Consider the following 26,702-nt stretch of genomic DNA (forward strand, 5'->3'; position numbering starts at 1 on the left):
CCTAATGGGGGCCATATTGCAGGAGCAGCATGAGGAGTGGATGGTATCTCGACGCTACTTCAGCCTGGAGTCTATGGCGAGACTGAAGCCAGACCAAACGCTACTGGCCGCAGAGGCAGTGCTGCAGAAATAGCAACGAGGAGGTGGGCGTGTATGCCACACGCAAACCTTGGCTTTGTCCCCTAAGTGCTCAAATTCGACCGGCAGGGGCGACGTCAAGGGCGTCCGACAGGACGAGCGCAGCGCCCCTTGACGGAGCGACGACGGTCGATATAATCCCCCCAACGGGGCAAAGCCAGCGACGTCACAAATTAGACACAAACGGTGAAATTACACCACTTGACGGGACACTACCAAGCCCATTTCGTCCAGAATGAGCAGCTCTGCCTTTTGTAGCTCCCTCAGAAAGCGGCGCAGCGTGCCGGCTTGGTATTTCTCCTGCAGCGTGGCCACCAAATCATGTACCCGGAAGAACCTGACCTCATGGCCTCGCCGACAAGCCTCCATCCCCAGGGCAATCGCTAAGTGGGTCTTGCCGGTTCCCACCTTCCCCAGCATAAGGACGTTCTCTTTTCTCTCTAGAAACGCCAGGTCTGTGAGCAGTTCCTTACTGCAGTGCGGCGGGAACGTCACGGCCCGAAAGTCATATCCCTCCAGTGTCTTCGCTTGTGGAAACCGGGCCTTTTTCAGCAGCCTGCGGATGCGGGATAACTCCCGGCCTCGCAGTTCTGCGTCGAGTACCCCCAGGAGATACTCGGTCCGGTCGTTGAAAGGAATGTTCTCATACGCCTGCATCACGTACCCTAGATGCAAACTCTTGCATGCGTCCGCCAATGCCTGTTTCATGACCTGCTCACTCCCAGAATGGCGTCATACTGTCGCAAGTCGGGCATGTGCCCGTTAATCTCCACCGGGGTGTGTGACTCCACCAACGGTTCAGGCCGAAACTCGGGGTGTTTCATGGCGTATAGGGTGTGCTCGAGGACAGCCTCCGGGCTGAAATGGCCCGCCAGCGTATCGAGTGCAGCACCAATCTCGGACATCTGGTGCGTATCCAGCAGTCGACGAATCAGGGCAATGCGAGACTTCCTCAGCTCGACATCCTCCACCTGTACGAACGTGCGCACGGAAGCGGGCATGAATTTCGCCAGGTCCGAGTACATCACCGCCCTTGGCTTTCTCCGGTAGCCGTCGAACACGGCCGGCCACTCAATCGGAATTGCTTTCTCCGTATACGGCCGAGGCAGCGTCGCCAGGAGTCGATACTCCCCGTCGCTAGACAGAACCTCGATCTCGTCCCACTTCACTTTGAGCAACACAGTCTCCAGCGCACGACACTGCGGCAGCGGATACGTGGTCGTCTCGAACCGGAGTTCCCGGTATTTGTTCAAGCGGGCCGGTTCGAGACGGAAGACCTCAAATGGAACGGTCGGCAAGGTCAAGAGCTTCTTGCGTTCTGCCTCCCAGAGGTCAGCAATGCGCTCCTTCTTGGCATAATGAGGACGATCCATGTCCGCTTCTGCCATTTGGGCCAGGTATGTCTCGAGCCCAGCATCCGTGTCGCATACGGGTGGCGGGACGAGCCAGTTGCGCCGGCCGTATCCGACCTTGTTCTCCACATGCCCCTTTTCATGACCGCTGTATGGGTTGCAGAACTCCGGGGTGAACCGGTAGTGAGCTGCGAATCGCAGGAACTGGTCGGTAAACGTCCGTCCCCCATCCCTGTCAATCGAGACGACCGCCGCCGACAGATTGTCGAACCAGATCTTCCTCGGTACACCTCCTATCCGCTCGAAGATGCGTTTCATCGCCTCCAGGAAGCACTCCGTGTTCTCTGCACGGACCGGGAAGGCGAAGGCGGCATTGCTGAACGGAAACGACATCACCAGCACTTTCCGCTCCACAAACTGCCCAGCTTGTCCCACGTAGGCCGTCCCAAAGTCCACCTGCGCCTCGCCACCCGGGTGCTCCAGCCGCTCGTAGGATTCGGCACGCTCGAATTTGAGCTCCTTGCGACGTTGGGCCACGTACCTCTCGACGGTCCGACGGCTGCCCTCGAACCCGTGCTCCTCACACAGCCGGTCAAAGATTCGCTTGGCTGTGTACCGCTGCTTGCGGGGCAACGCCTGCTCCTCCGTCAGCCATGTATCGATGATGTCAAGGTACGGACCGAGAATGGGGTACCGTTTCCGGCGCTTCCTCAAGGGCTCATTCCAGTCGTCCTTGATAGCGTACTTCTTGGCGGTACGCCAGTTGATTCCCAGAGACTTGGCAATTTCGGAAATCGAACAGTCCCCATTCTCGTAGAGAAACTTGATATACTGCTGCTGTGGCACTTTCAACATCCTCTCTCATCCCCCCAGGTGTTCTTTGCCAAACCCTAGGGTAGAGTTGGAAGAGTGGTGTTGCAAGTGCCTATTCACTATCCGCAGGCACCGCACCGAGTCTGCATTTTTACGTTGCGGTGTTCTGCACTTTTATTATGCGCTATACAGATGACGGGATAGGGTTCGATCCAACAAATATTCCGCCTGGCCATTATGGCATAATTGGGATGAAGGAACACGCGGCATATCTTGGTGGTTCGTTAGAGATTGACTCTGTCGAGGGCAAGGGGAGTACGTTCACAATTCGCGTTCCTGTGTACCATGGGTGACATGATGGGTTGGACTGAGAGGCTGGAATGGGGAAAAAAGCTGATCTCTCAAGGTCTGTTTCATGCAGCATTGGATCACTTACATGAACTGGAGAGGGAGGCCAGTTCACCAGAGCCCGTTTGGATGGGTGAGTTGTACAACGAATTGGGGAAAGCGTACAGCTTTTTGACGGATTATCGGGAAGCGGTAAGCCAGTTTACCAAAGCCATATCACATGCACTGGATAGAGACGGCTGGGCAAAATATAATGTCAATCTAGCCTACGTATACAGGCGGATGTCTGAGTTTGACACCAGCTATCGCTATTTGTCCCTTGTATATGAGTTTGTGGAAGAACTTTCACCCCTGCAACAGGGGCACTTGTTATTGAATTTGTCTGCGATTCATGGCCTCAATGGCTTTTATGAACAAGCGATTGATTGTGCTCGAAGAAGCCTGGATGCGTATTCGGCGGCAAATACCCACCACTATGACGCCCGCCTCTATGGGAATCTGGGGCTGGCTTACCGAGAATTAGGGAACTATGACAAGGCTGAAAGATATTTGGAAATTGCGATGCAACTTTCGGGCGATAGGTGGATCGGTGTTTTTCCGGAACTTGGGTTTGTTTATTTGCTTCAAGGTGAGCTTGACAAAGGTCTTGCATGTGCTCAACGTGCATTGAGGATCGTTTGGTCATCTCTCATCAGTTATGATAAAGAAGACCTCGCTATTTTGTGCCGTTTTTTAGCTCAAATCGCGAAGCAGTCGAACAAAACCCAATTGGCCATTCGCCTTGCTGAGAAGGCCCAAGTATTTTATGGACAAATTGGAATGTGGCGGAAATGGCAAGATCTCGACTCCGAGATGACCGATTTGTTACAGAACTCTCCACCATCCAATCTCATTGACGGCAGTGCGCTCTCGTTTTCCGAAATATCTACGTTTCTGAACTGCCTTGATGTGGTAAACTCACAAGAGATTATTCACAAAAACATTTCAAATCTGCTCGATATGCGGGTTCACTATACAAAGCTTCTTGCGACTGCGTTGAGATTATCGGAACAAGACCAAAACGACCTGGTGTTGGCTGCACGATTCTCAGATTATGGTCTCACCGCTTTAGAGAGCGAGGTGGTTTTGAATCCCCACCGTTCTCCGCAGGCATTCGAACAATACAAACAGCACCCAAATTTGAGCGTACTCATGCTCAGGACGTTCAATTTACCTGAGCGCATCTTGGATATCGTTGCTGACCATCACGAGAATTACGACGGAACAGGCTTTCCAATGGGAAAGAAACAGGGTGAAATTCATTACCTTGCAAGAGTGCTGGCTGTTGTAGACAAATATGTCTCCCGAGTTGTAATGGACGAAATGAGACACTCTGAGATAGTAAAAGAAATCGTTGGACAAAGTGGAACGGTGTTCGATCCAACCGTTGTATCCGCCTTTCGAAAGCTGTTTGAGATAGATGGAATGCCATAATCGAGGGCATATCCATCCGGGAACTGGCTATCGCGTACTTCATGCCGGACGGATCGCCAACGTTGGACGTGTCCAAGCGAGTACCCCTCAGCCGTCCAATAACGCGGGCTGGGGGCTGCGGGGTACGATTTGAGTGTACGGAAAGTGGTGGGAGACACTTACCTGCTGGCGGGCCCATGAAGGCCCGCCTTCACCGTTCAGTTGCCGGGCTCACTGCCCCGCCTTGTTCGGCCGCCCGCGCAGCAATGCGGAGAGAACCAATGCAACGAGGGCAAGCAAGGTGGCCACTCGGAATGCGTCGTTAATCCCTTCAATGGTGGCGTTCATGGTGACGATTCGATTCCAGAGGGCACGTGCCACTTCTGTGCCCACGCCTAGCGGGGCGCGCATCTGATGCGCCATCCCGGCCGCCACCGAATTGAACCCGACGGAGAGCGACTGATTTCCGACGTTCATCATGTTGGCGTAGGCGTCAAAGTGCGCCGTGGTCTGAGTGGACATAATGGACACCAAAAGGGCCGTGCCCAGCGACGAAGCGACCATCCGGACGGTGTTGGAGGCGGCGGTGCCGTGACTCACCAAGTGCCGTGGCAGTGCGTTTAGGCCGGATGTCATGATGGTCATCGCGATAAACGACATGCCAAACATGCGGACGGTGTACAGAAGCATCACGTAGCTGTACGGGGTGTCCACGCCCAGCTTGGTATACATCCACGTCGTCACGGTGGTGATAGACAGACCGATTAACGCAAGCACCCGGACCCCGTATTTGTCCATCAGGATGCCTGAGATCGGGGACATGATGGCCATCACAATCGAACCTGGCAGCATCAACAGGCCGGATTGCAGGGCCGTGTAGCCGCGGATGTTTTGCATGTAAATCGGTATCAGCAGGGCCCCGCCGAAGATGGCCATATTGAGAACGGAGCTTACGACGGAAGTGATGGTGAACTGGGGCTCCGTAAACACCCGGAGATTCAGCATAGGTGCATCGTAAGTGAGTTCCTGAATGACGAACAGGATGAGAAAAAGCACGCCGCAGGCAATGGACAACTCGACGACCGGGTCGGTCCAGTGTTTGCTGCCCGCCTCACTGAACCCGTATAACAGCGTTCCGAAGCCCACCGTAGACGTGATGAACCCCACCGTGTCGAATCGCATTCGTCTCGGTTCCCCGACGTTGGTGAGAAACAGAAACGCCAAAATGAGATCGACGATTCCAATCGGAATGGTGACATAAAACAACAGGCGCCATGACCAGTTCTCAATCATCCATCCAGACAGTGTGGGACCGACCGCAGGGGCGAAAAACATCGAAATACCGATAACCCCCATCATCTTTCCCCGCGTCTCGGGAGGATAGATGGCCATAATGACCGTCATCATCAACGGCATCATCAATCCTGCGCCAATGGCCTGCACCACACGCCCGAACAGCATCACGGAAAACGTGGGAGAGATGCTGCAGATCACCGATCCAACGGTGAAGGTGAGCATGGCGCCGAGGAACAGTGTGCGCGTCGTCAGCGTGGCAATCAGAAACGCCGAGATGGGGACCACAATACCGTTCGTTAACATATATGCGGTCGATAGCCACTGCACGGTGTCGGCGTCGATCCCAAAGGCATTCATCAAGTGTGGAATTGCCACATTCAACAAGGTCTGATTCAGCAGGGCGACGAAAGCCCCCAAAACCATCACCGCGACAATTGTGCCGCGGTGGACGGTCACGTCCCCTCTTTTCGCCGCAAGGGCGATTGACGTCATACGTTTCACCTTTCTTCCGATCATCCGTTGTCTGCGAACGGAAGTGATGTGGCACCACGGACAGAGCGACTCGGTCCGTGGTGCGAAGAGATCTATCCTTGAAGCCCACTTATTGACTGAAACAAACCAAGTTCACGCTGCAGGTTACCGAGCATGCGTTCATTCAGTTGCATGAGAAATTGGGCTTCCGGTTCCGTCAAATCAAACACCTGCGATATGATCTCGTCAAACTGAGACCCTTCTCCCATGACATGGTGCAGGAATTGTGCACCCTCCGTTCGCAGCCGAAGGACCAGTCGGCGACGGTCTTCTGAAGACCGAACGCGATTGACCCAGCCACGGGTGACCAGTTCGTCCACGGCAATGCTGGCCATGCTTTCGGACACACCCGCCAGCTCCGCCAACTGCCTCAAGCTGATCTCCTGGTGGCAAATCAACATGGACAGCAGAAGCAGATGAATGTCCGCGCAGCCGTGTATCTCAGAAATCGACTTGATGAGCGCCTTAAACTGCAGTTGCAACCGCCTGTACGACATCATCAGTTCAATCCGCAAGTTCCGATCCAACGTCGGACCCCGTCCTTTCGCACGCAGCTCCGGGGAACCACCGCCTGTGCGGTCTGGGTGACTTGGCATCAGTCGTCTGCCTCCGGCGGCCGGGTGCCGTCCTGGCCGACGGTGAACCGGGCTGCGCCGAGAAGTACCTGGTCGCCAGGACGCAGACCGGCCGTGACCTGAACCTGCGCATTCCCCTGGTAGCCAATGCGAACAGGTTGAAAGTACACGCCGTCAGGCAACTGCGCATCAATTTTATTCAGCTCATTCTCTGGCACCGGCGGCACACCGGCGGCGGCGGCGTCCGTTCCGCGGTCAATCCGTTTGACGCCTTTGCGCGCCACTTCATACACGCCATAGTAACCATCCACATTCTGAAGTGACATCGCAGGGATCATCGTGCCTTGATGCTTGAGATTGGTATGAATGGTGACCGTACCGTTCATCCCCGGTTTCAGCTTGCCGTTGGCAGAGCGGTCGAGGGACGCTTTGACGCGGTACTCGGTCATGCCCGAGGCCCCATCGATGGGCTTCGGATCGATCTCGAACACGGCTCCCTTGAATGTTTGTCCCGGCAGGGCGGAGATGGTCATCTCAATCGGATCGCCCACTTCCACGTAGCGCAACTGCGCCTCCGAGACGGCGACGAACACGTGCAGTTCGTTCACATCCATGGTGAACACGGGCTGTCCGGGCTGCACGACGTCTCCTATAGAGACGTTTTTCGCCGTGATGACGCCGTCCACTGGCGCTTTGAGTTGAGTGAATCCATCCTGCACCTGCAGTTGTTGGAGCTGCGCCTGGGCAGCCTGCACGCCGGCCTGCGCGGTGCTCACGCCCGCCTGGGCAGAGTGAATATCCCCAGGGCTTTGCGGGTGCAGCACCTGTTCGAGTTGTGCCTTAGCCGTCTGTAACTGGGCTTGCGCCTGCTGGACCGCGTTGGCGGCTTGGTCGACGGCCGCTTGCTGCTGCGTCCGGTCGTCATACGCTTCCTGCGCCGTCTGCAGGGCGTTGAGGGCCGCCTGGTACTGCGCCTGGAGATTCGATACGCTCGACTGCGCCTGGGTCAGCGCCTGCTGCGCCTGGGCCACGGCGGCCTGGTCCGCCTTCACGGCGTTCTGGTCCGCCTGCAGCTTGTAGTACCCGGTGCTGTCACTCTGATACACCTGCTCTGCAGTCTGAAGTTCTTGCTGATACGGATTCGCTCCGCCGAATGCTCCGTGCTGCCAGGACTGGAAGTGAGACAATGCGGTCTGATACTCCTGGTATTCGCGCTGGACTTGTTCAAGCGTGATGTTGCCGTACAGGGCTTGGTCGGTTTGCAAATTTTGTTGGTCGATGGCGAGCTTGTTTTGAGCTGCTTCAAGCGCCTTCTGGGCCGACTCGATGGCGGACTGCTGGTTCTGTTGGGCCGTTTCCAGGGCGGTTTTCGCCTGGTTGACCGAGTTCTGAGCGGCGACCAGTTGTTGTTTCTGGGCCGTCCGGTCATTGTACTGATTCAACGCATCCTGGTACGCCTTTTGCGCGTTGGACAGCACCGTTTCAGCTGCCTTGACCTGCGCTTGGGCCACTTGCACGGTCTGGGGGGTTGGCCCATCCTGAACAATCTGCAGATGCGCCTGGGCCTGCGCCAGGTTCCCTTGCGCCACTGCGACGTTGGCCTTCGCCGCTTCCATCTGCGCCTGAATCGCCGAATCGTCGAGGACGGCCAGCACCTGACCAGCTTTGACGTGATCGCCGACGTCCACGTTTAATTTCTTCACGATGCCGCCGACGTTTTGGAACGCCAGTTGCGACTCCGACTTGGACTCCACCGTCCCGGTGGTCTGAATGGTTGTCACCTGTTGACCGGAGGCGACCGTGTAGATGTCTGCCGGCGGAATGACGGGGGCTGCTTGCACCGCGCGCAACGTGACGGCGGTCCCTGCGCCGAGTACCACCACCACGGCGATTCCTGCGGCCACCCAGCCCTTACGAGACAGGGTTCGCTTTCCGCCGGTGGACTCCATGTTCAATCCTGCTTCCGCCATCGTATATCCCTCCGATTTCATGAATTACGGTGCGACCGTTCACGCATGCTTGTGGATGCGGACTTCCACGCTCAGCCCGGGCACGAGGCCGAGACCCTGATATCCATAGAGGGCGATTTTGACGGGCACGACCTGCTGAACCTTTGTGAAGTTGGCGTTGGTGCTCTCCGTGGGCAGCAGAGCGAATGTGTTGGCCGTCGCCAAGCCGATGCGTACCACTTTGCCGTGCAGCACCAGGTGCGGGTACGCGTCCACCGTGATGTCCACCGGATCGCCCACGGCGACCGTATGTACCAGTTTTTCTTTGATGTTGGCGGTCACCCACAGGTCGTTCATGTTGTACGCGTACGCCAGCGGCGTCCCCACGGCGACGAATTCCCCGTTGACTGCGTCATTCTGTACGATGGTTGCATTTGCCGGGATCGGGACAGGCACGGATGAAGACGCATCTCCCGTGCGGGTCACCACTTGGCCGACGGTGCTACCTTGTTGGAATGTGTTTCCAACCTGTCCGGTCCATCCTTGCAATTGACCGGACGCTGGTGCGGCGACAACGATTTGTTGCCCGTCTACGTACGCATCGTCAGTGGACAGATAGAGTTGAGATTGACGGTAGAGCCAGGCGCCGATGCTCCCACCGACCACTATTACAACGGCGAGAATGGACAAGATAATTTTCCGCCCTTTGGGGCTCATTCATCTGACCTCCTCTAGTCTATAAGTCCTCCCTTAAACCGAACCAGCATGGGTGGCCCTCAGCGCGGCGAATGAGCTGGAGAAGCCGGAAAACATGGGCCGAAGCCGTTTGGCTGGGTGCGGTGGGTGATACGCGAATTCGATTATATCACGAACAATTTGCAGAAAAAACGTTTACTTTTCTAAGCCAAGTTTTGTACCCTCGCCGGCGGCATGTACTTCACGAGCCCGCAGGAGGCTAGGAGCTTTTGTGAATGGCCCAGAACTCCAGCACCTGGTGAACAAACACGGAATTGACTTTGCACCGTCTCAGTCTAGCAGGTATAGTGGGTGCGAAGGCTTCCACGAAAGGGATGATGTGTTTTGAAGAAAACCACGTGGATATCCTCCGTCGTCGCGCTCGCCATCATGGCCACAGGTTGTGGGGAGTCCAATACAACCGTGCCGGCTAACATAACGAATCAGACAACCAGCGCGAACGTTGCCGGTAAGGCCCCTTCGGTGTCATCGAACGGACACGGCGGGCTCATCGTCGGAGGGGAAGCCTATGGGGGCCAAGATAACCTTGCCAAATATGAAAAGGCTGCGGATGCCCATCCATCCGACGCGCATGCCCAGATCCAGGCAGGCATCAGCGCGTACGTAAACGGAGACATGCAAAAGGCCATCCGTTACTACAAAAAGGCGATATCCGATGATCCCAAGAACGTTATCCCGTATAACAACCTGGGCAACGTGTATTATCGGGGCCTGAAGCAGCCCAAGGAAGCCTTGCAGTACTATCAAAAGGCGACACAGGTTGATCCCTCTTATGGGTTTGGCTGGTTGAATCTCGGTCTTTGCGAACTTGACCTCGGGGACAAGTCGGCTGCGAAGGCTGCTTTCCAACAGGGGCTCAGCAAGGTTTCAAAGAGTGATCCGCTCTACAAATCATTTCAGGACAACTTGAAGAAGTTGAGCTGAACGCCGTCATCCACCCATTCTCGAATAGAGCCCCCCAAATGGGCCCCTGCTTTCGTCAGGGTCCCATTTGCTGATCAACCATCCAAGGTCATTAGACGATGTTCGGCCGGTACGTGAGACCAATGGTTCCGGGGCTATCCAAGATTCTTATGGACACCTGGGTATCATGGTGCTATCTTTATATCCTGAATTTGTGACAAGTAGGCGTGAAAACTTACTGAAGCACTTGTGATTTGTCGTGTAGAATTGGGATAGTTGGGATCTCCGTTCCCTTCAATCTTCTTTCCCGTTTGATTCAAACATAGACTCCGCTTGAGCGCTCGGGAGCTACCCTGTAGCCGAATCAGGGATGTCGGAATCTGCCTAAAAACGACAGTGTTCACCACCTTCTTGAAGGGGCAAGGTTGATATGTTCAAAACAAAACATCACAAAGCTGCGGCCATCGCTGCCGTCCTGGCGGCAGCGCCAATCATCTTTCTGCCGGGTTGCGGGTCGTCTCAGAAGCCGAACCTTCCGCCGCTCCCGCCCGCTCCCGTGAGCGTCATGACGGTGAAACCCTCGCCGATGACGATTGGGGATACATACCTCGGACAGGTGACGCCGTACATCCAGACCGTCCTGTCGCCCGCCGCCTCCGGGCTGTTGAGCGCCGTCAATGTGCGCCCCGGAGATGTCGTGAAGGCTGGCCAGGTGGTCGCAACTCTGGATAAATCTACGCTGGTTCCGCAACAAAATGCGGTCACTCAGGCCCAGGTCGCGTTGTCCAATGCCAAGCAGCAGTACGCGGACGCCCTCGCCATGTACAACGACCGTACCAGCGCGCAGCAGCAACTGCAAGCGGCGCAAAACGCGGTGGAACAGCAAAAGCTTGCTGTGCAGGCGGCGGAACAGAACTTGCAGAAGGCCCAGTTACAGGCGCAGGCGGCGCTCAAAGGAGGCGGGACTCCCCAGGACCTGTCCGCGCTGCAGGCGGTGGTTGCCGCGGACCAGCAGGCGGTCGACTCGGCCAAAAAACAGCTCGATCTGGCCAACAGCAACCTGCAGATCCTCCAGCAGAACCTGGACACCGCCAAGCGGCTGTACGGGGACATCACCCAGGAACAGGTGCAACAAGCGTATGAAAATTACGAAAAGGCGCTCGCGTCTTACAACAGTTGGCAACATGGCGCGTTCGGCGGCAACAATCCGTACGCCAACCAGGTGCAGGCCTACCAATCTATCTACAACGCGCTGAATACGGGTTACACCCAGTTGCAGCAGGCGCAGCAACAGTACAACCAGGGACTTGCCGCTGTGTCACAGGCGCAGACCGCCCTGAGTTCGGCCCAGTCGAACCTGGCCAACGCCCAGAAGAGCCTGGCAGACGCCACACCGGATGCGTCCACCAATTTGGCGCAACAGACCCAGCTCACCGTGCAGCAGGCCGAGACGTCCCTCGCTCAGGCCCAGGCGCAGTACCAAGCCGCGCAGAGCTCCTTGAAGCTGGCGCAGGCCATCTACGATGATCGCACGCAGGCCAAACAGGCGCTGGACAACGCACTGGCGCAGCTCAAGACGAGCACGGCCAATCTGCAAACCGCCCAGGCGACGCTGGAAATGCAGGTGAAAGACGGGCAGGTTACGACGCCCATCAGCGGCTATGTACAGGCCGTGAATGCGCAGGTGGGCCAGAACGTGGGACCGCAAACTCAGATGATCACGATTGCCTCCATGGACCCGGCGATGGCCACCGTCCAGGTGCCCGAGTTTGACATCGGCAAACTGAAGGTGGGCACCAAGATGAGCGTCTACGTGCCGACCTTGAATCAGACGGTGGAAGGTAAAGTGTTCGCCATCCATCCGCAGCTCGACAGCGCCACCAACCAGTACCCGGTGGACATTGAATTGGACGGAGGGGGCGCCAAATTGCTGCCTGGCATGCAGGTCGAGGCCCGCCAGGAGACAACCGGTTCGCAGACTGCCATCCTGGTTCCCGCCGACAGCGTCCTGAGTTTGCAGAGCGGCGCCCAGGAAGTCTTCGTCGTGCAAAACGGGGTGGCCCACAGCCGGATTGTCCAAGTGGGGGCCATGACTAGCAGTCAATACGAGATCACCAGCGGTTTGCAGACGGGCGATCAACTGGTCGTGAAAGGACAAAATCTGTTGTCCGACGGAGACAAGGTCACCATTGTCCCGGACACGGACAGCACCAAACAAACGGGTAGCGCCAAAACAGGGGAGTAAGGAGAGTTCTTATGAAAATCACCAATCTGTCCATTCGGCGCCCCGTAACCACGACCATGGTGATGGTCGCGACCCTCATGATTGGTATCTTTTCGTTGTTGCAGTTGCCGCTGGAACTGTATCCCACCCTGGACCTGCCGGTGGCGGCGGTGACCACGGCCTGGGCGGGGGCGTCCCCGCAGGAGGTGGACAAGCAGGTCACACAACCGATTGTGCAACAGTTGCAGAGCCTGTCCGGCGTATCGGAGATTGACTCCACCTCCACCCAAGGCTCCAGCCAGGTCGTCGTCCTCTTCAACTACGGGGTGGACATCCGGCAGCAGGTGGACCAGATGAGAACCCTGGTTAACCGGGTGCAGAACCAGCTCCCTTCGGATGCTTCTGCGCCCGTGGTCCAGCAGTTTGACCCGAGCAACCGTCCCATCTTGACCATCTCGCTGTCCGGCGACGAGCCGCTCAGCGCCCTCACGGACTCCGCCAACAACATCGTGCTCCCGGCGCTGCAGCACCTGAACGGCGTCGGCGCCGTCAACGTCGCCGGCGGCTTGGACCGGCAGATCAACGTGCTTGTCAATCCCGACCGCCTCAACTTTTACCACCTGTCCATCAGTCAGGTGGTGCAGGCGCTGACGGCGAACAACCTCTCCACCGACGCGGGCCAGGTGAGCAAAGGCTCCCTGCTGATTCCGCTGCACATCGCGGGTCAGGTCTCATCGCCGTCCGAAATCATGGACATTCCCATTCAGACCGGTCAGGGGACAATCACCGTCGGCGACGTGGCCCAGGTGCAGGACGGTTACGCCGACGTCTCCATGATTTCGACCCTCGACGGGAAGCCGTCTGTCAGCCTGAGCGTGGTGCAGGCGAGCGACGCCAACACGGTCAAGGTGTCCGACGAGGTGCTCCAGACCGTCGCCAGGCTTTCGCACCAACTGCCGAAGACCGAGAAGCTCACGGTCCTGAGCGACTCCGCCCAGACCATCCGCGACACCATCCACACCGTCGTAGATCACACCATCCTCGGCTTCATCCTCGGCGTCCTCGTGATGCTCTTGATTCTGCGCAGCATCCGGACGACGACGGTGATTGCCGTGGCCATTCCGATTGCGGTGTTGGCCACCTTCATCCCGATGTGGGCGGGGGGCATCACCATCAATTCAGTGACGCTGGGAAGCCTCGCCGTGGGCCTCGGTTCATTGGTCGACTTCTCCATTGTCGTGCTGGAAAGCATCTTTCGCGCCCGCCAGAGAGGGCTCGATCCGATGGAAGCGGCGCGCACGGGCACCGCGGAGGTCGGCCTGGCGGTATTGGTGGCGGCGATGGCCCAGGTGTGCGTGTTCGCGCCCGCCATCTTCACCCCCGGGATCGCGGGGCAGTTCTTCCGGCCGATTGCGCTGACGGTCAGCTTTTCACACGTCGCGGCGCTGGTGGTGGCCATCACCTTCACGCCGGTGCTGGCGTCCCGGCTGCTGAAGGGGCCGCGGTTCCAACAGGAGGACACCATTCCTGGCAAGACGGCACCGTTCCGAGCCTGGAATCCGTTTGACTGGTTTGCCCGCGGCATGTACGACTTGACGCGCGCATACCGACGCGTCCTGAACTGGGGACTGAATCACAGATTCACGGTCATCGCCGCCACGGTCGTCATGCTGTTGGCGAGCTACATGATGGTCCCGGTCATCGGTTTCGAACTGGTGCCGAGAGTCAATACCAACCAATTGGGCATCAGCATCAACTTGCCCAACGGCACCAGCCTGGACAGGGCCACCCAGGTCGCTAACCAAATTGCGGATCTGGCGAAACAGAAAATGCCGGGCGTGCAGTCCATTTTTGAACAGGTGGGCGGAGGAGCAGGGCTGGCGAGCGGGTCCACGAACACGGCCAGCATCACTGTCACGCTCCGCCCGGACATGCAGCAGACGGCTCTGCAGGTGGCGCACGACTTCCAAAAGTACGTGGCCAACATGCCCGGAATTCAGGTGACCGTGTCGCCGGTCTCGCCGGGTGCGGGGCCAGTGTCCGGCGGTGTAACGGTTACCATCGAGGGGCCGGATCCGAACACCTTGAAGATCCTCAGTGATCAGGTCGCCAGCATCATGAAGCGCACGCCGGGCCTGCAATACGTGCAAAACTCCCTGGAGCAGGGCACGCCAGACTATCAATTGAACCTCAACCCGGCCGCGTTGGCGCGGTACCATCTGACGGCCCAGCAAGTGGAGACGGCGCTGCGCCAGTCGTTTCAGGGCGTCAATACATCCACGTTCTACCAGAATGGCAAGGAGTATGACATCGTCGTCAAGCTCCCGGAGGACTTCTCCAGGAATATCGGGAACCTGTCGCAGATCTTGATTACGAACAGCCAGGGGCAAGCGGTTCCGCTGCAACAGGTGGGGACCTTGACGGTGTCGCAGGAACCTCCGCGGATTACCGACATCAACGGCGTTCAGTCCGTGACGGTGCAGGCGGATGTGTACGGCACGTCGCCCGGTCAGGTGCAACGCATGTTGAGCCAGCAGTTCAGCACGATGCGCATTCCGGAAGGTTACTCCGTCGGTTTTGGACAGCAGGGGCAATTCATGAACAGCGCCTTCATCAGCTTGGGCTTGGCGCTGCTGGCTTCGGTGGTGCTCCTGTACATGGTGATGGCGAGCCTGTTTGAGTCGTTCCTGACTCCGTTCGTCATCATGTTTTCACTGCCGCCGACCTTCATCGGGGCCGCGCTTGGCCTGTTGTTGACACACCGGTCCCTGAACATCAACTCCATCATCGGCGTGGTGATGGTGATGGGCCTCATCGCGAACAACGCGATTGTGCTGGTGGACTACACCAATCAGTTGCGCGCGAAGGGCCGCACGTTACGCGAGGCACTCCTGGAGGCGGGACCGATTCGCCTGCGTCCCATTTTGATGTCCACCTTGACGACGGTGCTCGCCATGTTCCCGCTGGTGCTCGGCTACGGGACGGGTGCGGAGTCACTCGCGTCCATGGCGACTGTGATTGCGTTCGGCCTGATGTTCTCCACATTGGTGACCTTGGTGCTGGTGCCAGTGATGTACGTGACCACGGAGAATGCGATTCAGAGGGTCAAGAAATGGTTTGTGCGGAGAGGGGTGTCGGCTCACACCACATCTTCGGCCGGTATGTAAAACGGATGCGGATGTGCAGGGGCTGTCCAACTGGGGGTTATGCCGAGGAGAACTCGAAGGGGGCAGCGAATTCGTCTTCACAGGGCCCCCCACCCCCGCTTCACGAGAGGTGGCTGACGCGCAAATAGCCTGCGTGCGGATCCGTGTATATCTTCACCGGAACGCGAAATACATCCAACAGGGCTTGCTCCGTCAGCACCTCCGGGGGGGAGCCGTGGGCATACACCTGCCCGTTGTGAAGGAGCACCAATGTGTCGCAGTAGCGGGCAGCCAGCTCCAGATTGTGTATCGCGACGACAATGAGATAACCCTGATGCGCCAGGAGTTGCAGGCGCTTGAGAATATCCACCTGGTAGTACAAATCCAAGTTGGATATCGGCTCATCTAACAGGATGATCCGACTTCCCTGGGCGATGCAGCGGGCAATGCCCGCTCGTTGCCGCTCACCGCCAGACAGGCGTTCCAGGCGCACATCGCGGTAACGAGACAAATTTAACGTGTTGAGAGCCTGACGCACCGCCTCCCTGCTCTCCCGGTCCAAACTGCCCCATGCTGTCCGGTAGGCAAAGCGCCCCATTTCCACGTACTGTTCGACGGTGAACATCACGTTCTCGGGGACGTGTTGCGGCAAGTAGGCCATCTCCTTGGCACGATGACGGGGCGGGATATCCCTCAGCAACTTGTCTCTCAGGTAGACGGCGCCCGAGGTCGGATGCGCAATCCCTGCGGCTATCCGCAATAAGGTCGACTTGCCCGCTCCGTTCGGTCCAATCAACCCGATGAGGTGACCGGGTGCCCATCCCAAACTGACATCGCGCAAAACTCCGCGAAACGAAACCTGCTCCAGGCGAAGCTCTGGGAAGCTCTTATCCATCCGTATCACCCCCGGTGGGAACGCAATTCCTGCCGTCGCAACAAGAACAGAAAGAATGGAGCCCCCAAACAGGATGTGACGATCCCGATATTCAACTCAACTGGGAGCAGGGCCATCCTGGCCACAAGATCGGACAACAGCATCAGCACCGCTCCACCCAGTGCCGATGCCGGGATGAGATTGCGATGACGGGGCCCCATCCACAACCGCAGCAGATGCGGTACGATGAGACCGACAAATCCAATCACACCGGTCGCGCTGACACAAGCGCCCACCACAAAGGCGGACGTGGCGAGTGTGACCTGTTTGGTAAACTGAAGAGACACGCCTACTCCCTCAGCGTGTTCCTCTCCGATGGAAATCAAATCGAGTGCATGCGCCTGGGACAGATAAATGAGAAAGCCCGCCGTTACGAGGCCGGCCAGAATCAAACATTCACTCCACGTGCTCCCGTCCAGCCCCCCCATCAACCAAAACATCATCTGTTGCATGGTTTGCAACGGGGCCAGGGACAGCACAAGGGTGACAATCGCGCTGCAAAAGGAGTTGACGGCGACTCCGGATAGAAGCAGAGAATAGATGGATGTCCTGCCCCAAGTGGTCGAGAGACGATAGACCACGAAGACGACGACCAGTCCGCTCGCAAACGCGCCCAGTGGCGTATACCACTGGGATGCTTGCGCCAAACCGAATTGAATGGTGAGGACCGCGCCGAGCGAACCGCCGCTTGACACCCCGATAATAGATGGATCTGCCATGGGATTCCGGAAAATGCCCTGCAGCACGGCACCTGTGCTGGCCAGCCCTGCCCCCACCAGCATCGCCACCAGGAGGCGTGGCAACCGAATCGCGCCCACGACGACTTCGTCCGTGCCGCGCGCCCCGTGCAAGTAGCTCCAGACAGCCGATGGGATGCTCGTGATGGGGATGGTCATCGGACCGAGCGACAGTTCCAGCGCGGCGGAGATACAGAGCGTTATACTCAAGAAGAGAAATACCCATCCAGTCCGCTTCGAAGTCATGGTGCGAAATCAACGTTCGGGTACAGTGCCTTGGCCACATCCTGCACCCCAAGAACGACGTATTGCGATACACTGGTCAGATGGGCCGAATTGATGCTGTAGACCCGATGATTTTTCACCGCCGGGACGGTCTTGAGTGCCGGATTCGCCAAGATTCTCTGAATGAATCCATGGTCATCGCTTGCCACGATGATGACATCCGGACTCAGCTTGACGACTTCCTCATCGCTGACTTTCTGCCATCCCTTCAGGTTCGCTGCCGCGTTGACGCCTCCCGCGTCGACAATGACGTCGTTGACGGTCGTCGACGAGCCTGCCACATATCCATAAGAACTGTAGTTCAGTACACGAACTTTCTTCTGGCCCTTGACCTTGTTCTGGATGGCTTGAATTTGCGTTTCCATATCGCGGACCATCTTATCGGCACCGCTTTCGTTTCCGACAAGTGTGCCGACAACCTCGATATTTCGTTCTATGTCGCCAATGGAGTTGAAATTATTGAATTCGTACGCAGGGATGTGCGCCTGCTCAATCTGGCTGACGACATTCTGGTTGGTGTATGAAGCCATGAGGACCAAGTCAGGATGTGCGGCGATGATCTGTTCAGCATCGGCACCTTGAATGGTAGGGATTCCCTTTACAAATGACGTGATATTGGAGTAGGACGGATCATTCGAGTATGTGGTGACGAGAACAATGTTTTTCTTCGGAACCAATCCAGACAGGATCTCGTCGGTACCTTCTGTCGTGGAAGCAATCCGCTCCGGGCGCTTGGCAACGGTTACCGTGTGACCGGCATCGTCTTTCAAGGTCACCGGAAACGCGGTCGGCGTGGAAGAATTTGCAGAACTGGTATGATTCGAGAGTGAGGTAGGATGGCTGGTTCCACAGCCCGCGACGCCCAACAACGCGAGAACGAGGGCGGCTGTATGGAAGGCGACTGCAACCTTTTTCATTGACATGCCTCCTAGTCTTCCGTCGGGCATCCCCTTCAAAAAAGAAATCTCTGCCTAGAGGCAGAGTTGGTCGTGTGCGGATTTTACCAATCCTCCAACGCAACCTCTCCTCGAAGGTTCCGCTCCATCTCTTCAGGCAGGTCTCCTGACTTACAGCACGGAATCATTAACGCCTTCCCACGCGAACGCAGTGACGTTAATGCAAATAATGCTGATTACAGTGGCGGGACCGTACCGGACTCTCACCGGTTTCCCTATTCTCTCTGCACAGCAGAGCACCTGAAGAGCTATTTGATTCGAGTACATCGTATTTGATGGATAGGAATGTGTCAATCACCGCCATGAACGGATTCAGATGGCCCTCAAGCAGATGTGCGCCAGGCCTGTACTGGGGTATCTTATAGAGGACAAATCCCTAGAGATTCTCAAACAGCCTTTCGGACCCGTTTCCCATGTGGAGCGGGGGGTATGGATCCACTCTTTCAGGTAACTCTTTCAGGCAGTGGCGGACGCCATCGAGGAGGTGCGTCATGAACCATCAGCTTGTACAGCGGGAGTGCGTGGCGGATTGGGCGGTCGCGCGGGCGCGTGTTCGCCTGCAAGACCTGACAAAGCCGCGCGGCAGCATGGGGCAACTGGAACCGCTGTTGGAGCGGCTTGCGGGCATCACCGGAAAGGTTGTCCCCAGGCTGGAGCGGCCCGCTCTGTTGTTGTTTGCGGCCGATCACGGTGTGACCGACGAAGGCGTTTCTGCCTACGGGCCGGAAGTGACCGAGGAAATGGTCGTAAATATTTGCATGGGCGGTGCGGTGAGCAGTGTGTTGGCCCGGGAACAAGGCATCCCCATCACGGTGGTGGACGTCGGCGTACGGGAGCGTGTGCGTCACCCCGCGGCTCTGGTGCACAAGGTCGGTCCCGGTACCCGGAATCTGGCTGTCGAACCGGCGATGACGCGGGACCAGGCAGAGCAAGCGGTGGCGATAGGCAAGGACATCGCGGAGCAACTCATCCACCAAGGCCATGACATTCTCATTCTTGGTGAGATGGGCATTGGCAATACCACGGCTTCAAGCGCGATGTGCGCTCATCTCCTGTCGTGTCCCATCGAAGACGTTCTAGGGCGCGGAACCGGCATCAACGATGCGGCATTGGAACGTAAAGCCAGCGTTGTCAAACACGCGCTTGCACTCCATCAACCGTACATTCAAAATGCCTGGGATGTGCTCGCTCGGCTGGGGGGATTTGAAATCGGGGCGCTCGCCGGAGCCTGCGTGGCGGCCTCCCGGCATGGCGTGCCTGTGCTTCTCGACGGATTCATCACATCTACGGCTGCACTCTGGGCTGCCAAAGTGGAACCGACGGTCGTCGATGTGTTGCTCGCTTCACATGTGTCGGCAGAACCCGGGCATCCCTTGACGTTGCGGGCGCTCGGATTGACACCGATACTGGACATGGGAATGCGCCTTGGGGAAGGCAGCGGTGCCTTGATGGCATATCCCTTAATCCGTCTTTGTTGCCGGGTTATGGCGGAAACCGCAACATTTGAGGACGCTCGCGTGACAAACCCCCACCGCGATCCGGAAAACGAAACGTTGTCCGCTCACCAAACTCCGCAGGATGCCGTGTCGACTCCTGTCGCTGTGGACTTTTCCGAAGCGGAACGAGCCGCCGTGTACAAAGCCATCCTGGCCAGGCGTGACATTCGCGTGTTCTTGCCAGACCCGATACCGGAGGACGTGCTGACCCGCATTCTGTTGGCCGCCCATCATGCCCCATCCGTCGGTTACATGCAACCGTGGAACTTCATCATCATCCGGGATCGGGATACGCTTGCGGCCATCCAACAGATTGTGGAACGGGAGCGGGTACGGGCCGCGGAGAACTACAGCGGCATCCGGCAAGCGCACTACCTGCGTCTGAAAGTCGAGGGCTTGCTTCAAGCGCCTGTGACCATCTGCGTCACCAACGATCCCACTCGAGGCGGACCCCATGTACTCGGGCGCAATACCATACCGGAGACGGATCTGATGTCCACCGCGTGCGCCATTGAAAATATGTGGCTGGCCGCGCGCGTGGAAGGCGTCGCAATGGGGTGGGTAAGCATCTACCAAAAGGCTGACATACGCAGGATTCTGGGGATTCCAGACCATGTTGATCCCGTTGCCCTGCTCAGTCTGGGATATACACCGCACTTTCCCGACATTCCAGTTTTGGAACGCGTCGGATGGGGCAAGCGCGTACCTTTGTCCGACATCGTGTTTGAAGGTAGATGGGGAAGGAGGAGAACGTGAATGCGCATTTATACACGCGGGGGAGATCACGGCAAGACCGGGCTCATTGGGGGAATTCGCCGATTCAAGGACGATGCCCGGGTGGAAGCGTATGGAGCCGTCGATGAGGCAGGAGCCTTTCTTGGTCTGGCCATCAGTCAACTGGAACAGGACGGTCACATGGACATCGCGTCCCTGCTCACGGAGGTACAGCAAACGCTGTGGGACGTGGGTGCAGACCTGGCGGCTGTGAAGACGGACAAGTATATCTTTCGGACTCCTGAGGATGCGGCCGCGGTGTTGGAGCCTTGGATTGACAAATATAAGGAAGAGGCGGAAGCTGTCAAGAAATTTGTGTTGCGTGGGGGCAGTCTTGGGGCTTCATACCTTCACGTCGCTTGCACGGTCGTCCGTCGCGCCGAACGTCGTGTCGTACGTCTGATGCAATTGGAAGAAATCCACATGCCCGCGCTCAGCTTTCTCAATCGGCTGTCTGATCTCCTTTTTTTACTTGCCCGCGCCGTCAATGCCCGCGGTGGGCGTAAGGACATCGAATACAGTCACAGCACGGAGGTTTTTCGTGGTTAACTCGCTCGACGGAGGTCTGCACATGACGGAACATCTATCCGATTCCGCCGGCATACATCCATCCCAGATGGAAGTGCTGAAGTTCCAGGAACGACGTGCGCAAGATGGTGGAAAGGTCGAAGGAGAGACACGTGGAGGATGCACGTTTGTCTTGGGGGGCGCGCGCAGTGGAAAGAGCACCTTTGCAGAACGGTGGGCTTCTCGCCTGTCAGAAATCCATGGCCTTCCTGTCACGTATGTGGCCACCGCACAGGCGAGCGACAGAGAAATGGAGGACCGGATTCTCCGTCATCGCATACGGCGGCCGGATGACTGGTTGACGGTGGAAGAACCGCTCGACGTAGCCAATTGGATCGCGAGGCAGACAGAACCCAAGGTCATCATTGTGGACTGCCTCACTCTCTTGTTGAACAACTGGATGTGGCTGGAACGGTGTTCAGAAAGCCAGTTCGTAGCAAGGATGGAGGAGTTGGTTACGGCCATCGCGCAATCCACCAGTCACATCGTGGTGGTGAGCAACGAGGCAGGACAAGGCATCGTTCCTGCGGATCCTTTGTCAAGACAATACCGGGACTGGCTGGGACTCCTGAATCAGGCCATTGCAAAACAGGCCGAAGTCGTCATTTGGATGGTGGCGGGCATTCCAATCGATCTCAAGAAATTCGAGGCACAATGGCCATGATTCTTTGGCGACCAAACGCTTCAGTGGATTTCTTGTGACCTTCAGCCGGATTTGCTTGACGAGAATGGTACCGGGGATTGCCCCTGTATTCTTCATGTGACCAGCTGAATTCTCTTGGGTGCGTTTGTGGCGGGGGGAGGACTTCAGGGATGGCACCAATCCGGTGGTTTCTGCTCGCCCTGCAATTGACGACAATCGTTCCGGTACCATCCATCCCCAGGGTGACAGAGCAACACATTCGACAATGTGTCGTTTTCTTTCCCGTGATTGGGATCTTCTTAGGCCTTTTACTGTGGATGGTCCAAGCAGCACTGTCTCCGCACATGTCTCGGTTTCCTGCAAGCGTGGTTTCTCTGTCGATCTACACCCTTGCCACCGGCGCGCTGCATCTCGATGGTCTCATGGACGTTGCGGATGCAATCGGAAGCCGACGCCCGCGCGAAGCGGCGCTCGAGATTATGAAAGACAGTCGCGTGGGGGCAATCGGCGTAATGGCTGGTGTTCTCACCATGATGGGCAAGCTCGCGGCGATTTCAAGTTTGTCACCTCACCGGTGGGTGCCCTTCGTGGTGGTCCCCATGATGTCGAGGCTTGGAATGGTATGGATGATGGCAATCGCCCCTTCGGCTCGGAATCATGGGCTCGGCGCCCTTTTCGCACAGAAGGTTCCTTGGTGGACAGTTGCTGTGTCAACCTGCATCGGCACAGGGGTCTGCCTGCTCGTGTTGCCCATTCGTGAATGTGTGTGGGTTTTGTTCTATTCCCTCGTCACGGTTCTCCTCTTCACCGGGTGGATGGTCCGGCGTTTTGGAGGAACGACCGGGGACACATACGGCGCGTTGAATGAGGGGATGGAATGGATTGGATGGTTGCTTTTCGTCTCGTTCCGTGATTAAAACATACCATGAGCGTTCCCTTTGGGACGCGCTGAATCTTGGCGTTCACGTTCCTTTATTCCGCTCATGTGTCTGAAAAGTGGTTTCCAGTCTAGCCCAGTGAGACGAGGACATAGACACAACCCTGCGAGAAGGGATCCTTCGGCATGAAATTACCAGACATCCAAGCCAACCTGTCGCTTTCCGACGTCCTCCTCGAACAGGGCCTCATCACGCACCAAGAACTCTCTCGAGCCTACGCTTATCAAGAGAAGTTTGGCGGCAATTTGAAGCACGTGCTGCGGCAGCTCGGGTACCTCCAACCGTACAAGTTAAAGCGAGCGATCGCACAAGGTGTGGGCCGAACGCCGCTCGGTGAACGATTGGTATCATCCGGCGTTCTCACGCGCGAGCAGTTGGAGTACGCTCTTGCAATCCAGCGGCGGAGCGGCGGCCGTTTGGGCGACATCCTCATTTCAAGCAACCTGGCTTCTCCGCGGGCCATTTACAACGCGTTGGCGGAGCAACTGAAAGAGGGCCGGGTGGACGAGCGGTTTGAGCTGAGGACTGCGAGAAAGCTGCCGGAGAAGGTCGCACGCGCCCTCAACGCCGTGGTGCTGGACGAGGATGAGCACGTATGCACCCTGGCCGTGGCGGAACTCTTGTCTCCAGAAGGCATGAACACAGTGCGTTCTTACATCGCCAAACCGGTTCGTCAGGTTTTGGCCACTCCGTATGAGTTGGAACAACTGTGGAAAATCGTGTACAGCGATGAGATGGTCTTTGAGAGCGTCGATCGACTGGCTGTGGAACAACCGGAGAACTCAGCGTCCCGGGTGCTGAGTCGCCGGCAACTGTTCTTCATTCTGGCGGTGCTGTGCATGCTGGCGTACGCCTTCATCCGCGCCCCACAGCAGGCGGCGATGTGGGTGAACGTCTTTTGTCAGTTCGTCTATGTCGGCATGGCCGTGTTCAAGGCGCGCATTCTGTACAACGGAGTGGCGCGCGGCGCGAAGATCGAGATTTCAGCAACGGAACTGGAGCAACTGAATGAACGGGAGTTGCCTGTGTATACGATTCTCGTTCCGCTGTACAAGGAAGCCAGCGTGCTGCCGACATTGGTGGAACACATCGAGGCGCTGGACTATCCCAAGCACAAGCTGGACGTTCGGCTGCTGCTGGAGGAAGACGACCAGGAGACGTTGCAAGCGGCGCGCGCCATGAAACTTCCGTACAACTACACGTTTGTCGTGGTCCCCAACATGCAACCCAAGACGAAACCCAAGGCATGCAACTATGGGTTAATTCGGGCACGCGGGGAGTACGTGGTGATTTACGACGCGGAGGACCGTCCGGAGCCGGATCAGTTAAAAAAGGCGGTTGTGGCCTTTCGCAAGCTGCCTGAGTCGTACGCGTGCGTGCAGGCCAAGCTGAACTATTACAACGGATCGCAGAACCTACTGACCCGGTGGTTCACGCAGGAGTACAGCACCTGGTTCGGGTTGCTGCTTCCGGGTGTCATGACGATGAACATTCCGCTTCCCCTCGGCGGAACGTCGAACCATTTCAAAGCGAACGTTCTGCGCCGGGTGGGGGCTTGGGACCCGTACAATGTGACGGAGGACGCCGATTTGGGGATCCGTCTGTACAAGCACGGATATCAGACCGCGGTGGTGGACTCCACCACGTGGGAAGAGGCCAACAGCCGGTTCAAAAACTGGATTCGCCAGCGATCCCGCTGGATCAAGGGATACCTGCAAACCTGGCTGGTCCATATGCGCCACCCGGTCCGGCTCTACAAGGAGCTGGGGCATCGCGGCTTTTGGGGATTCCAAGCCGTGGTGTTGGGCACGCCCCTGTTGGCCATCATGAATCCCTTCTTCTGGGGGCTGATGGGACTGTGGTATGTGGCCCGGGCGGATTGGATTCCCGCCCTGTTCCCGGGTGTGATCTATTACATGGCGGCGATCCTGTTGATCTTGGGCAACTTCTTCTTCGTGTACAGCCATGTGGTGGGCATGTACCAGGAAGTCGAACGTGACCACCGCCAGAAACGCTTCCGTCTCTCCTACGGGCTGGTGGTCTCCGCCGTATGGTCACCCCTGTACTGGGGGATGATGTCCTTGGCCGCCTACCGGGCCATCTGGCAGTTGATCCGGCGGCCGTTCTACTGGGATAAAACCGTCCACGGCTTGGTGAAGGAACCTTCTGTTCACGCCAAGGAAAGCGAGCGGAATGTGATTGGAGGAATCAGTGTCTCCGCGCAGTAACCGGCTCGTGGCATGGGTGTTCGTTGCCGTGTGGGCCGTGGAGTTGGCCTTCGGCTACTACCTGTGTGTCGTGAAAGACGACATTCAAAACGATGCCCTCAGCCGCGTGGCGAACGCGTTTTACGTGCTGTACAGCCGCATGCCGCACCTGGGGGCCATCGGTTTTGTGTGGAACCCCTTGCCGAGCCTGCTCGAACTGACGATGGTGCTGCTCTGGCCCGTGTTTCCGGCCATTGTTCAGACATCGCTGGCGGGCGTCGTGCTGTCCAGTCTGGCGGCGGCCGGGCAGGCAGCGCTCCTCTTGAAGGCGCTGCGCAAGCACGGCGTGCCGGTGGCTTGGAGTCTTTTGCTTTGCCTGCTGTTGGCCGCTCATCCGTTCGTGTTTTTGTACGGCGCGAACGGGATGAGTGAGATGGTGTTCAGCTTCTTCCTCGTGTGGACACTGCTTTCGTATCTGCAGTGGAAGAGGGAGCACACCGGATCGAACTTGATGATGGCCGGAGTGGGATTGGCACTGGCGTTCTTGACGCGGTACGAGGCCGTTGCGTTTGGAGCCGCGTTGGCGGCGGCGGTGTGCATCGACGGTCTCCGATCGCGGACGCCGCGCGTGCACAGAATCACGGACATGCCCAGGCGGCGGTATCTGCGGCTTTTGCGCCAGGAGCGCCGGAAGTATGTCGTCGCGTCACTGACCGTCCTGTTGTTGCCGAGCTTGTACGCTGGACTCGTGTGGATCGCGATGAACGCCATCATCATGGGAGACCCCCTGTATTTTTATCACTCCCAGTATTCCAACCTTGCGCAGTCCAGTGTTCTGACCTCCAACTCGGTGTTTGCGCAGATGGTCGGTCATCCGTGGCGGGTCGTGCAGTTCATGGCGCAACGGGTGTGGCTGTTCAGCCTCCCGATGGGGGTGGTGCTCCTTCATCGCGCGCGCAGAGGGCGGTTGGTTCGTTGGGACACGCTGATCTTCCTTCTGTTGTCGCTGTCCATCCCGGCGCTGCAGTTCTCCCTGCTTCTCCACGGTGCCTCTTACGGATGGCTGCGGTTTTTCTACTATCCGCTGCCGGTGGCCGCGGCCTGGTGGGTGTATGAACTGGGGCTCGACGCCGCCTCCGGCCATCGGAGGCGCCGCCGGGATGTGAACCTGCTCATGCCGGTTGCTCTCATTGCCTCGGCGATCAGCGTGGGGATGGCGATGAGAAATCCAACGATTGCCCCGGAGGAATACGATACCATCTATCAAAAGTGGAACATCAGCCGTCTGCAGGTGACTTCGGAAATCGCCACGTACATCAATACACGCCTGCCCGACGCCACCGTGCTGATGGATTCGTTTTCTGCGTTCAACGTGATCGTCCATTGCCGGTATCCGCAACACCTCATCATCACCAGCGACTACGACTTTCTCGACGCGTTGCGTCACCCGCAGGCCCATCACGTGCAGTACATCCTGGTGCCGAATCCCGACACCGTGTTCAAATTCGACGCGGTGAACCGGCAGTATCCCCATCTGTATGCAGAAGGTGCCGATTGGGTGACGTTGGAGAAACGCTTCGATGGTTGGAAACTGTATGCGGTGAAACCGGAGGTGCCGGCTCACTCCTAGGAATGCCAGAGTAGGGAACGTCATTGGCCTGTTTCTGACGCAGTTGCCGTTC

General features: G+C 57.5%; 19 protein-coding genes, 1 pseudogene and 1 riboswitch. Of the genes and pseudogenes, 11 read left to right on the forward strand and 9 right to left on the reverse strand.

Going from position 1 to position 26,702, the window contains the following annotated elements; genetic code table 11:
* Positions 1 to 133 (forward strand): annotated as a pseudogene (locus BM357_RS19315) (IS256 family transposase); the annotation flags it as partial.
* Positions 134 to 330: 197 nt separating this feature from the next.
* Here the strand turns inward: BM357_RS19315 and BM357_RS09780 are convergent.
* Entirely contained in the window at positions 331 to 846 is a 516-nt protein-coding gene (locus BM357_RS09780) for an ATP-binding protein (protein WP_245783932.1), read from the reverse strand.
* A complete protein-coding gene (istA, locus tag BM357_RS09785; protein ID WP_074952334.1) occupies positions 843 to 2,345 on the reverse strand; it encodes an IS21 family transposase in 1,503 nt (500 codons plus the stop codon). The genes BM357_RS09780 and istA overlap by 4 nt, the downstream gene beginning before the upstream one ends.
* 315 nt (positions 2,346 to 2,660) lie before the next feature.
* Here istA and BM357_RS09790 point away from each other — a divergent pair, with 315 nt between their 5' ends.
* Positions 2,661 to 4,124, forward strand: coding sequence for a tetratricopeptide repeat protein (locus BM357_RS09790; RefSeq protein ID WP_175511498.1), 1,464 nt, complete (start codon positions 2,661 to 2,663; stop codon positions 4,122 to 4,124).
* Between the two features lie 210 nt (positions 4,125 to 4,334).
* Here the strand turns inward: BM357_RS09790 and BM357_RS09795 are convergent, their stop codons facing one another.
* The 4 genes from BM357_RS09795 to BM357_RS09810 form a co-directional block, all read right to left on the reverse strand.
* A complete protein-coding gene (locus BM357_RS09795; RefSeq protein WP_074952340.1) occupies positions 4,335 to 5,891 on the reverse strand; it encodes a DHA2 family efflux MFS transporter permease subunit in 1,557 nt (518 codons plus the stop codon).
* A 92-nt stretch (positions 5,892 to 5,983) separates the two neighbouring features.
* The gene (locus BM357_RS09800; RefSeq protein ID WP_074952342.1) at positions 5,984 to 6,457 is read right to left on the reverse strand and encodes a MarR family winged helix-turn-helix transcriptional regulator; all 474 of its coding nucleotides are present in this window, start codon (positions 6,455 to 6,457) and stop codon (positions 5,984 to 5,986) included.
* A gap of 68 nt (positions 6,458 to 6,525) precedes the next feature.
* Complete coding sequence (locus tag BM357_RS09805; RefSeq protein WP_074952345.1) at positions 6,526 to 8,475, reverse strand: HlyD family secretion protein; 1,950 nt, start codon at positions 8,473 to 8,475, stop codon at positions 6,526 to 6,528.
* A 39-nt stretch (positions 8,476 to 8,514) separates the two neighbouring features.
* Entirely contained in the window at positions 8,515 to 9,171 is a 657-nt protein-coding gene (locus tag BM357_RS09810) for an HlyD family efflux transporter periplasmic adaptor subunit (protein ID WP_074952348.1), read from the reverse strand.
* 363 nt (positions 9,172 to 9,534) lie between these two features.
* On the opposite strand from BM357_RS09810, the gene BM357_RS09815 reads away from it, so the two are divergent.
* From BM357_RS09815 to BM357_RS09825, 3 genes are all read left to right on the forward strand, one after another.
* On the forward strand, positions 9,535 to 10,134 hold the full coding sequence (locus tag BM357_RS09815; protein ID WP_074952351.1) for a tetratricopeptide repeat protein: 600 nt from the start codon (positions 9,535 to 9,537) through the stop codon (positions 10,132 to 10,134).
* 409 nt (positions 10,135 to 10,543) lie between these two features.
* Positions 10,544 to 12,358, forward strand: a complete 1,815-nt coding sequence (locus tag BM357_RS09820; protein ID WP_074952353.1) for an efflux RND transporter periplasmic adaptor subunit — start codon at positions 10,544 to 10,546, stop codon at positions 12,356 to 12,358.
* 11 nt (positions 12,359 to 12,369) lie between these two features.
* Positions 12,370 to 15,504: an efflux RND transporter permease subunit gene (locus tag BM357_RS09825; RefSeq protein WP_074952356.1), complete on the forward strand. Its 3,135-nt coding sequence runs from the start codon at positions 12,370 to 12,372 to the stop codon at positions 15,502 to 15,504.
* A gap of 100 nt (positions 15,505 to 15,604) precedes the next feature.
* On the opposite strand, the gene BM357_RS09830 is transcribed toward BM357_RS09825, so the two are convergent.
* Genes BM357_RS09830 through BM357_RS09840 form a run of 3 tightly spaced genes read right to left on the reverse strand, consistent with a single transcriptional unit; the run spans position 15,605 to position 18,356 of the window.
* Positions 15,605 to 16,378, reverse strand: a complete 774-nt coding sequence (locus tag BM357_RS09830; RefSeq protein WP_074952359.1) for an ABC transporter ATP-binding protein — start codon at positions 16,376 to 16,378, stop codon at positions 15,605 to 15,607.
* 5 nt (positions 16,379 to 16,383) lie between these two features.
* Positions 16,384 to 17,400, reverse strand: a complete 1,017-nt coding sequence (locus BM357_RS09835; protein ID WP_074952363.1) for a FecCD family ABC transporter permease — start codon at positions 17,398 to 17,400, stop codon at positions 16,384 to 16,386.
* Positions 17,397 to 18,356, reverse strand: a complete 960-nt coding sequence (locus BM357_RS09840) for an ABC transporter substrate-binding protein (RefSeq protein WP_074952366.1) — start codon at positions 18,354 to 18,356, stop codon at positions 17,397 to 17,399. The genes BM357_RS09835 and BM357_RS09840 overlap by 4 nt, the downstream gene beginning before the upstream one ends.
* 118 nt (positions 18,357 to 18,474) lie before the next feature.
* A riboswitch (cobalamin riboswitch) is annotated at positions 18,475 to 18,654 on the reverse strand.
* Between the two features lie 232 nt (positions 18,655 to 18,886).
* Here BM357_RS09840 and cobT point away from each other — a divergent pair.
* From cobT to BM357_RS09870, 6 genes are all read left to right on the forward strand, one after another.
* Positions 18,887 to 20,647 carry a nicotinate-nucleotide--dimethylbenzimidazole phosphoribosyltransferase gene (cobT, locus tag BM357_RS20260; RefSeq protein WP_074952369.1) on the forward strand — a complete coding sequence of 587 codons (1,761 nt, stop codon included), beginning with the start codon at positions 18,887 to 18,889 and terminating at the stop codon, positions 20,645 to 20,647.
* Positions 20,648 to 21,214, forward strand: coding sequence for a cob(I)yrinic acid a,c-diamide adenosyltransferase (locus BM357_RS09850; RefSeq protein WP_074952371.1), 567 nt, complete (start codon positions 20,648 to 20,650; stop codon positions 21,212 to 21,214). It abuts the gene before it with no gap.
* 151 nt (positions 21,215 to 21,365) lie between these two features.
* Positions 21,366 to 21,896, forward strand: coding sequence for a bifunctional adenosylcobinamide kinase/adenosylcobinamide-phosphate guanylyltransferase (cobU, locus tag BM357_RS09855; RefSeq protein ID WP_074952608.1), 531 nt, complete (start codon positions 21,366 to 21,368; stop codon positions 21,894 to 21,896).
* Positions 21,897 to 22,045: 149 nt separating this feature from the next.
* Complete coding sequence (gene cobS, locus BM357_RS09860) at positions 22,046 to 22,792, forward strand: adenosylcobinamide-GDP ribazoletransferase (RefSeq protein WP_074952374.1); 747 nt, start codon at positions 22,046 to 22,048, stop codon at positions 22,790 to 22,792.
* Between the two features lie 146 nt (positions 22,793 to 22,938).
* Entirely contained in the window at positions 22,939 to 25,041 is a 2,103-nt protein-coding gene (locus BM357_RS09865) for a cyclic di-GMP-binding domain-containing protein, MshE-related (protein WP_074952377.1), read from the forward strand.
* Positions 25,025 to 26,650: a glycosyltransferase family 39 protein gene (locus BM357_RS09870; RefSeq protein WP_074952380.1), complete on the forward strand. Its 1,626-nt coding sequence runs from the start codon at positions 25,025 to 25,027 to the stop codon at positions 26,648 to 26,650. The genes BM357_RS09865 and BM357_RS09870 overlap by 17 nt, the downstream gene beginning before the upstream one ends.
* Positions 26,651 to 26,702 lie beyond the last annotated feature (52 nt).

Origin of the sequence: Paenalicyclobacillus macrosporangiidus (assembly GCF_900116805.1) — a bacterium.
In the GTDB taxonomy this organism is placed as follows: Bacteria; Bacillota; Bacilli; order Alicyclobacillales; family Alicyclobacillaceae; genus Alicyclobacillus_H; species Alicyclobacillus_H macrosporangiidus.

Bases quoted from the DNA above. Each gene is read 5' to 3' on its own strand.
- BM357_RS09790 (WP_175511498.1), top strand. From the start codon at position 2,661: ATGGGTTGGACTGAGAGGCTGGAATGGGGAAAAAAGCTGATCTCTCAA.
- cobS (WP_074952374.1), top strand. From the start codon at position 22,046: ATGGCACCAATCCGGTGGTTTCTGCTCGCCCTGCAATTGACGACAATC.
- BM357_RS09825 (WP_074952356.1), top strand. From the start codon at position 12,370: ATGAAAATCACCAATCTGTCCATTCGGCGCCCCGTAACCACGACCATG.
- BM357_RS09820 (WP_074952353.1), top strand. From the start codon at position 10,544: ATGTTCAAAACAAAACATCACAAAGCTGCGGCCATCGCTGCCGTCCTG.
- BM357_RS09780 (WP_245783932.1), bottom strand. From the start codon at position 846: ATGAAACAGGCATTGGCGGACGCATGCAAGAGTTTGCATCTAGGGTAC.
- BM357_RS09805 (WP_074952345.1), bottom strand. From the start codon at position 8,475: ATGGCGGAAGCAGGATTGAACATGGAGTCCACCGGCGGAAAGCGAACC.
- BM357_RS09830 (WP_074952359.1), bottom strand. From the start codon at position 16,378: ATGGATAAGAGCTTCCCAGAGCTTCGCCTGGAGCAGGTTTCGTTTCGC.
- BM357_RS09810 (WP_074952348.1), bottom strand. From the start codon at position 9,171: ATGAGCCCCAAAGGGCGGAAAATTATCTTGTCCATTCTCGCCGTTGTA.
- BM357_RS09850 (WP_074952371.1), top strand. From the start codon at position 20,648: ATGCGCATTTATACACGCGGGGGAGATCACGGCAAGACCGGGCTCATT.
- istA (WP_074952334.1), bottom strand. From the start codon at position 2,345: ATGTTGAAAGTGCCACAGCAGCAGTATATCAAGTTTCTCTACGAGAAT.
- BM357_RS09840 (WP_074952366.1), bottom strand. From the start codon at position 18,356: ATGAAAAAGGTTGCAGTCGCCTTCCATACAGCCGCCCTCGTTCTCGCG.
- cobT (WP_074952369.1), top strand. From the start codon at position 18,887: ATGAACCATCAGCTTGTACAGCGGGAGTGCGTGGCGGATTGGGCGGTC.
- BM357_RS09795 (WP_074952340.1), bottom strand. From the start codon at position 5,891: ATGACGTCAATCGCCCTTGCGGCGAAAAGAGGGGACGTGACCGTCCAC.
- BM357_RS09865 (WP_074952377.1), top strand. From the start codon at position 22,939: ATGAAATTACCAGACATCCAAGCCAACCTGTCGCTTTCCGACGTCCTC.
- BM357_RS09835 (WP_074952363.1), bottom strand. From the start codon at position 17,400: ATGACTTCGAAGCGGACTGGATGGGTATTTCTCTTCTTGAGTATAACG.